Annotated in this window: 7 protein-coding genes; 5 read left to right on the top strand and 2 right to left on the bottom strand. The window is 39.1% G+C overall.

Annotation, left to right across the window (positions count from 1 at the left end; all coding sequences use genetic code 11):
• Nucleotides 1-707 (bottom strand): aspartate carbamoyltransferase catalytic subunit (locus tag ACESK1_RS12065; RefSeq protein WP_372920432.1); only part of this gene is annotated, 707 nt, incomplete at its 3' end.
• A gap of 23 nt (nucleotides 708-730) precedes the next feature.
• The gene (gene pyrR, locus ACESK1_RS12060; RefSeq protein WP_372920431.1) at nucleotides 731-1,270 is read right to left on the bottom strand and encodes a bifunctional pyr operon transcriptional regulator/uracil phosphoribosyltransferase PyrR; all 540 of its coding nucleotides are present in this window, start codon (nucleotides 1,268-1,270) and stop codon (nucleotides 731-733) included.
• Between the two features lie 258 nt (nucleotides 1,271-1,528).
• On the opposite strand from pyrR, the gene ACESK1_RS12055 reads away from it, so the two are divergent.
• From ACESK1_RS12055 to ACESK1_RS12035, 5 genes are all read left to right on the top strand, one after another.
• Nucleotides 1,529-1,921 (top strand): DUF302 domain-containing protein, encoded by a 393-nt coding sequence (locus ACESK1_RS12055; RefSeq protein ID WP_372920430.1) that lies wholly within the window; start codon nucleotides 1,529-1,531, stop codon nucleotides 1,919-1,921.
• A 286-nt stretch (nucleotides 1,922-2,207) separates the two neighbouring features.
• Nucleotides 2,208-3,146, top strand: a complete 939-nt coding sequence (locus ACESK1_RS12050; RefSeq protein ID WP_372920429.1) for a ring-cleaving dioxygenase — start codon at nucleotides 2,208-2,210, stop codon at nucleotides 3,144-3,146.
• A 3-nt stretch (nucleotides 3,147-3,149) separates the two neighbouring features.
• Entirely contained in the window at nucleotides 3,150-3,773 is a 624-nt protein-coding gene (locus ACESK1_RS12045; protein WP_372920428.1) for an alpha/beta hydrolase, read from the top strand.
• A gap of 127 nt (nucleotides 3,774-3,900) precedes the next feature.
• Nucleotides 3,901-4,404, top strand: coding sequence for a rhodanese-like domain-containing protein (locus ACESK1_RS12040; protein WP_372920427.1), 504 nt, complete (start codon nucleotides 3,901-3,903; stop codon nucleotides 4,402-4,404).
• A gap of 41 nt (nucleotides 4,405-4,445) precedes the next feature.
• Nucleotides 4,446-4,772 (top strand): OsmC family protein (locus tag ACESK1_RS12035; protein ID WP_372920426.1); only part of this gene is annotated, 327 nt, incomplete at its 3' end.

The raw sequence follows: 4,772 nt of genomic DNA, 5'->3' as shown, positions 1-4,772 counted from the left end.
GGGAAATAACTAATTTCCATTCGTTCGTTTTGAACCCTTAGCATATTTGCCACATCAGCCCATTCCAGAGCTTTCCTCAAATCGGTTTCAACCTTTACACCCAGAGATTCAATGTGCTTAGGGATAAGGGTTTTTGGACCACAAACCTTCACTTCTGCACCTTGCAATTTTAAGGCGAAAATATTGGAAAGAGCTACCCTGCTGTGCAGGATATCACCAACAATCACCACTTTTTTCCCGGCTACCTCGCCCAGGCGTTCTCGTATGGAATAAGTGTCTAGCAAGGCTTGGGTAGGATGTTCATGAGCACCATCTCCAGCATTAATAATACTGGCATTCACATGTTTGGAAAGAAAAATTCCTGCCCCTGGATTTGGATGTCGCATCACCACCATATCCACCTTCATGGAAAGAATATTATTTACGGTATCTATAAGAGTTTCTCCTTTTTTTACTGAAGACGATGCGGCGGAAAAATTTATCACATCAGCACTAAGACGTTTTTCTGCCAGTTCAAAAGAAAGCCGGGTTCGGGTAGAATTCTCAAAAAAAAGGTTTGCAATAGTAATGTCCCGAAGCGAAGGAACTTTTTTAATGGGCCGGTTGATCACCTCCTTAAAATGATCGGCGGTATGAAATATAAGCTCAATATCCTTCTTTTTGAGATATTTTATGCCTAATAGGTGGTTTACACTAAGTTCACTCATCTATTTTTCCTGTTTTTGCTTCATTATTTCGAGATAAGGTAAACCCCATCTTCCCCATCATTTTCCTTCCAGTTCACTATAACTTTCTCTTCGTTTATGGCATCAACCTGTCGCCCTGTGTAATCGGGTTGGATAGGCAAATGCCGGCTAAACCTGCGGTCTATCAGACTCAGGAGTTCAATTTCCTTTGGCCGGCCAAAGGACTGGATTGCAGTCAATGCCGCCCTAATACTTCGACCGGTATATAACACATCATCAATAAAGATCACACGCTTATCCTCTACCACAAAATCTATTTTTGTTTTATTAGCCTCCAGAGGTTTATCGCTTCGCCGGAAATCATCCCGGTAAAAAGTAATATCTAATTGTCCCCATTTTACATCCTTCAGCTTATATTCCTTTTGAAGGATATTTAGAATTCTTCCGGCCAGAAAAATTCCGCGTGGTTGCAGTCCGATAAGGACTGATTCCTTAAAATTCGTATGGTTTTCGATTAATTGACAAGCCAGCCTGTGCAGAATAATATTTATCTCTTTAGAAGTAAGCAGGACTTTTTGGCTCATATTTAGTCAGTAAGAATGGATTGGCTACACAAAAGTAAACTTTTTTCTCATTTAGATAGGAGATTTCAAGCCTGATTATTATTCTGAAAAATCTAATGTTTTGCTCCACCCCTTTCCTTCTCACAATCAAATTCACTCTTGTTAATTGGAGTACTTTTGATTCCAATTAAGAAAATTTTAATCCAGCTTTATAAATAAGACTGAACTATTATTCTTAAATTCAAGGATAAAATTAAACCGAGTTTAAAAACATATATTATGAGTTACTATTTTAATACAACCTTAAAGAACACCTCATTCGAGGATGCTATAGAAAAGGTAACAGCAGAACTGAAAAAAGAAGGTTTTGGGGTACTTACCGAAATTGATGTGAAAGAAACCCTGAAAAAGAAAATTGATGTAGAATTTAAAAAATACAAGATTCTGGGCGCCTGTAACCCTCACTTTGCTCACAAGGCTTTAACCAGTGAGGACAAAATAGGGGTTTTACTTCCTTGCAATGTAGTAGTGGAAGAAAACGACAATGGAGAGATCGAGGTTTCGGCAGTAGACCCTATTGCTTCAATGCAAGCTGCAGAAAATGAAGATCTGCGAGGGCTTGCTACAGAAGTTCAGAGTAAAATGAAAATGATCATCGCGAATCTTAATTAGAAATTCTAAGCTTCAGTTCTAATCTGAAGTTTTTCTCTTAAGGGCTGATTTTTGTTGGTTCTGGCACTTGCCTGAAACTATCAGACTTCAGCCCTATTTTTATTCGGTGTTTTGGCTTAAATATTATCAGTTTAAAACCATAAATTATGAGGAAGAAATTTTAAATATTTTCCGACTTCAAACCCCAAGTTTAGGATCAAGGACTTAATTCTGAAACTGATATTTTACCATTACTTTAACCGGATTTTATTTCAAATTTTATTTCTTTAGATAACAAGTATACATAATGGAAAATAAAATACTCGGATTACATCATATCACAGCAATTGCCGGAGATCCGCAAAGAAATTATGATTTCTACACCAAAGTTCTGGGTTTAAGAATGGTAAAGAAAACGGTGAACTTTGACGATCCTCAAACCTATCATTTCTATTTTGGGAATAAAACGGGGTTTCCGGGAACCATCCTAACCTTTTTTCCCTGGCCACGGGCAAAAAAAGGAAAAAACGGAGTTGGCATGGCCACTGAAATTGGCTATAGTGTCCCCGAAGGAAGCTTGAATTTCTGGCAGAAACGATTTGACCAACATGGAGTAAATTACGGGAAGGCATCAGAAGAATTTGGCGAAAAATTCCTCCCCTTCGAAGATCCTGATGGACTCAAGCTGAAACTTATTGTACCTAAGTCAGTTGATTCCCGGGAGGCCTGGGAAACAGAAGAAATTAAAGCCGATGTTGCCATAAAAGGCTTTCATTATGTTGCCTTAAGTCTCTACAACCAGGCTCCAACTGCAGGTGTCCTTATGAATATCTTCGGTTATAAATTAAAGGAACAGGAAGGAAACCGTTTCCGCTATATTACAGATGCTGTGGAAAATGCTTCCATTATAGATATCATAGAAGATCCTGCCGGAGAGCGAGGGGTTAACGCAGCGGGCACAAATCATCATATTGCTTTCAGGGTAAAAGATGAAGATTCTCAGGAATACTTCAGAAAAAAGATCGTCGAGGCCGGTTTCAATATAACCGGGAAAATTGACCGGGATTATTTCTATTCTCTTTATTTTAGGGAACCAGGTGGAGTACTGTTCGAAATTGCCACTGATAACCCGGGCTTTACCAGAGATGAGTCTTTGGAAGAACTTGGGAGCAATCTTAAATTACCTGAACAATATGAAGCTTCAAGGGAAAGAATAGAAAGACTTCTTCCCAAATTAAATCGATAGTTTATGCACAAAAAAGATATACATACCGCAGGAAAAAACCTTGATGAAGCGCAAAAGGTCCTTATTTTATTACACGGAAGAGGAGCAAGTGCCGGGGATATTCTAAACCTGGAATCTCATTTACCTCTTAAAGATTTTGCTTTGATAGCTCCCCAAGCAAGTAATAATACCTGGTATCCTAATTCTTTTCTGGCTCCTGTGAAGGAGAATGGACCCTGGCTTTCTGCTGCCATGGAAATGTTGAGGGATATTATTGAAGAATTACTGGAAAAAGGGTTCAAATCAAAAGACATTTATCTTTTGGGATTTTCACAGGGCGCCTGTCTTTGCCTGGAGTTTGCAGCGCAAAACGCTAAAAGATATGGCGGGATAACAGCTTTTACAGGGGGTCTTATAGGAGAGTCCCTTGATCCCGAAAAATATACCGGAGATTTTGAGGGCACGCCCATTTTTATTGGGACAGGTGATCCCGATGCTCACGTGCCCGTTGGACGGGTTAAAAGAACGGCTGAGATCCTTAATAATATGAATGCCGATGTAAGTGTAAAGATCTATGAAAACCGTCCCCATACTATTTCAGAAAATGAATTGGAACTGGCGGGAGAATTGATATTTAAAGAAGATTGATCATTCCGGCTTCTGAAACGAATATAATCAGAAGAAAAAGGAATAACTAAGTTCATAAATAGCTTATTGTAACAAATGTAACTGTAGTAACTCAAGCCTAGTATTATTTTTGCAGCTGAAAAAGAAAATGCAGTTACTAAACAATAACAAACTTATTATAGCCGGATTGGGTGTTGGGGCACTTGCCGGATTTATCTATTACAGTACCATAGGCTGTGAAAGCGGGGGATGTGCGATAACATCAGATCCCGTGAACGCCACTTTATATGGTGCTTTTATGGGTGCCTTATTGTTTAGCAGTTTTAAAAAGAAAACGAAAAAGAAAAACAATATGGATTTTACTCAAATGATTAAGGATGGAGCCACGGTAATTGATGTTCGAACAAGACCTGAATTTGCAGGTGGGCACGTAGCTGGATCATTGAACATTCCGTTGCAGGAATTGAACAAACAAATGGATGAGATAAAGGCTCAAAAGCAACCTCTCATCCTGTGTTGCAGAACAGGTAACCGAAGCGGAATTGCCACTCAAATGCTTTCCCAAATGGGAATTGAGTGCTATAACGGAGGTGCCTGGGAAGAAGTGAATTTCCATCAGGCAGAGGCACAAGCCGCCGAAACTGAAAAATAATCGGGAAGAGTCGGTTTGGTTCTTCTTATAAAACTATAAATATGGAACCACAAACACACTATTATAATCTGGACCTTGAATGGACAGAAACAAGAAAGGGGAAAATTTCATCTCCACAATTAAACGATGAAATAGAAGTAGCTACTCCCCCTGAATTTCCGGGAGGGATTGAAGGCATCTGGTCTCCCGAACACCTTTTCACTGCCTCTGTAGTTAGTTGTTTTATGACCTCTTTTACGGCCGTTGCTGAATATTCTAAACTGGATTTTGAAAGTTTAAAATGTCCGGCTGTTGGGAAAATGGAACGCATTGATAAAAAATTCATCATGAGTGAGGTTATCCTTAAGCCCGAACTGACTATCAAAAAT

Origin of the sequence: Salegentibacter sp., assembly GCF_041642575.1 — a bacterium.
Taxonomy (GTDB): domain Bacteria; phylum Bacteroidota; class Bacteroidia; order Flavobacteriales; family Flavobacteriaceae; genus Salegentibacter.
Note: the sequence above shows the minus strand (reverse complement) of the source record. Positions and strands in the feature narration are given on the sequence as shown.

What these genes read in the sequence shown, in the direction of transcription:
- ACESK1_RS12050 (WP_372920429.1), top strand. Translation starts at nt 2,208, where the DNA reads ATGGAAAATAAAATACTCGGATTACATCATATCACAGCAATTGCCGGA.
- pyrR (WP_372920431.1), bottom strand. Translation starts at nt 1,270, where the DNA reads ATGAGCCAAAAAGTCCTGCTTACTTCTAAAGAGATAAATATTATTCTG.
- ACESK1_RS12055 (WP_372920430.1), top strand. Translation starts at nt 1,529, where the DNA reads ATGAGTTACTATTTTAATACAACCTTAAAGAACACCTCATTCGAGGAT.
- ACESK1_RS12040 (WP_372920427.1), top strand. Translation starts at nt 3,901, where the DNA reads ATGCAGTTACTAAACAATAACAAACTTATTATAGCCGGATTGGGTGTT.
- ACESK1_RS12045 (WP_372920428.1), top strand. Translation starts at nt 3,150, where the DNA reads ATGCACAAAAAAGATATACATACCGCAGGAAAAAACCTTGATGAAGCG.